This window comes from Pseudaeromonas pectinilytica (assembly GCF_054780855.1).
Map to the genome: position 1 here is coordinate 1 of NZ_BAAGVN010000229.1, position 1,740 is coordinate 1,740.

Annotated in this window: 1 protein-coding gene; it reads right to left on the bottom strand. The window is 55.3% G+C overall.

Features of this window, described 5'->3' with window-relative positions:
• Nucleotides 1-19 precede the first annotated feature (19 nt).
• Nucleotides 20-1,651, bottom strand: coding sequence for an IS1634 family transposase (locus ACYVG7_RS10425; protein ID WP_460883052.1), 1,632 nt, complete (start codon nt 1,649-1,651; stop codon nt 20-22).
• Nucleotides 1,652-1,740 lie beyond the last annotated feature (89 nt).

A 1,740-nucleotide genomic window follows, 5' to 3' on the forward strand; every position in this document is an offset into this window, starting at 1 on the left:
CCGACATTCCGCACCTAATTTAGGAATAAACCCGCTGATATGCTTCACCAAGGCAATCCAGAATGACTCGCTGGTGCGCGTTTACACCCAATACCATAGGTGGCGCCTCTGCAACCCTCAGTTCATGGATACCACCAAAGCAAAGGAACACCCATCTTGCCGTTGGGCTCTGCCCGGGTTGCTTCTTCATGTCGGGAAACGTCTTGTTCTGCGCCTTCAATTCTCGGCGGATCCGGTGCTCCAAGGCGGCATACACCATCAGACTGCAGGTCATCACCATCAGCAGCGCCTCTATCCGTTCCGGCTTCTTCAAAAACAGGGATGAGGTCAAAAACTCTGGACTCTTGAGGAAGCGAAAGCCTCGCTCTACCGATTGCTGTGACTTGTAGATATCCAGCAGGTCACTCATGCTCAACTGACCTGAGCAGTCGTTGGTTGCCAGGATGAAGGTGCCGCTGTGCAGCCGAGCCTGCTCAACCCGCTCCAGATCACTCATTGCGCATCCTGTCAGTTGGTATTCATATCGCTCCGGCTGCTGCTCTTTCTTGGGCCGCCCCTTGCCTGAGTACACGGGCAGGGCCACACATGCTGCTCCCACTATCTCGACATAGGGTTGCTCCTTGGCAAAAGCGGCCAAGGCTGCCAAGGCATCAGCCTCGCAACTAAATCGATTCTGGCATAACCGCTGGAACTGCTTCAGCGAGGCCTCGGTGGACTTGAGTAGATTTTTCGTCAGCGTATGCAGCTCACGCTTGCGGGCCTGTTCACTGGTAAGTAACAGCCATTTCTGCGGCACATCGCCATACTGGGCATCTACCCATTGACCGGCATAGCCATTGCCCAGCGGGCTGAGCGCTTCACGCTGGAGCGAACTCAACAGCGTCTTGGCCTCTTTGAGTTTGGCTGGCACGCGGGAGACAAAGAGCCGCTTCTGCTCATGGAGTGTCATCACCGTCTCAGCCGTATACAGAGCGGCATCCCCGACCAGATAGCGGCACTCCTGAGCCGCCTTCAGGCTGGCCAGATGCGCCTTGGCGACCTCTTTGAACGCCTTCTGGTCGTTGGTGTTGCCGCTGAGCGCCTGCATGTACACCGGAATACCCGCCTGGTTTTCACAGATCAGCTCCAGAATGGCCTGATTGAGTTCAGGCCGGTGATCCCGGCTGTAACCCTTGACCAACTGGATGCGCTGACTCTCCTCATCATCCTCAAACGCATACTGACCATCCACATGGAAACTGGTGATATCAAGATGCAGCGACTGGCACGATAGACCCAGTTTGCTGATCACCTGCTGAGCCAGGACTTGGTACAACTCGGAAACTCCGGCCTCAAACAGCGCATCCAGACAGCGGCCCAGCGCATCGTCATTCAGGTGCTCAGGCCGGAGCCCGGGGGCAATCAGTCGCTCCAGAGGCTTGTCGGCAAAGAAGTTGGGGAAAAGATGCAGAGTCCGGCTATGAAAGCCCAATCCGTTGAGGATCATGGCCACGAGAGCCTGACCATGAGAGACATGATGGGAAGAAGTCTTGGGTAAGGCAGCATCAATACTCTGGGCAATCTGCAATTCCCGACACATGGCGGCAACAAGCCCAAGATGGTCGAGGTTCTTGATGGCGTAAGCTGAGGGGGACGGGTTTTGGGATGCCATGATAGTTCTGCTCAAAAAGCAGTAATAGATCAGAGTAGCCGATCGCTGTCAAGCGATTGATAATGTTTCAAACAGGTGCGGAATGACGG

Coding starts and splice junctions, on each gene's coding strand:
- ACYVG7_RS10425 (WP_460883052.1), bottom strand. CDS start 1,651: ATGGCATCCCAAAACCCGTCCCCCTCAGCTTACGCCATCAAGAACCTC.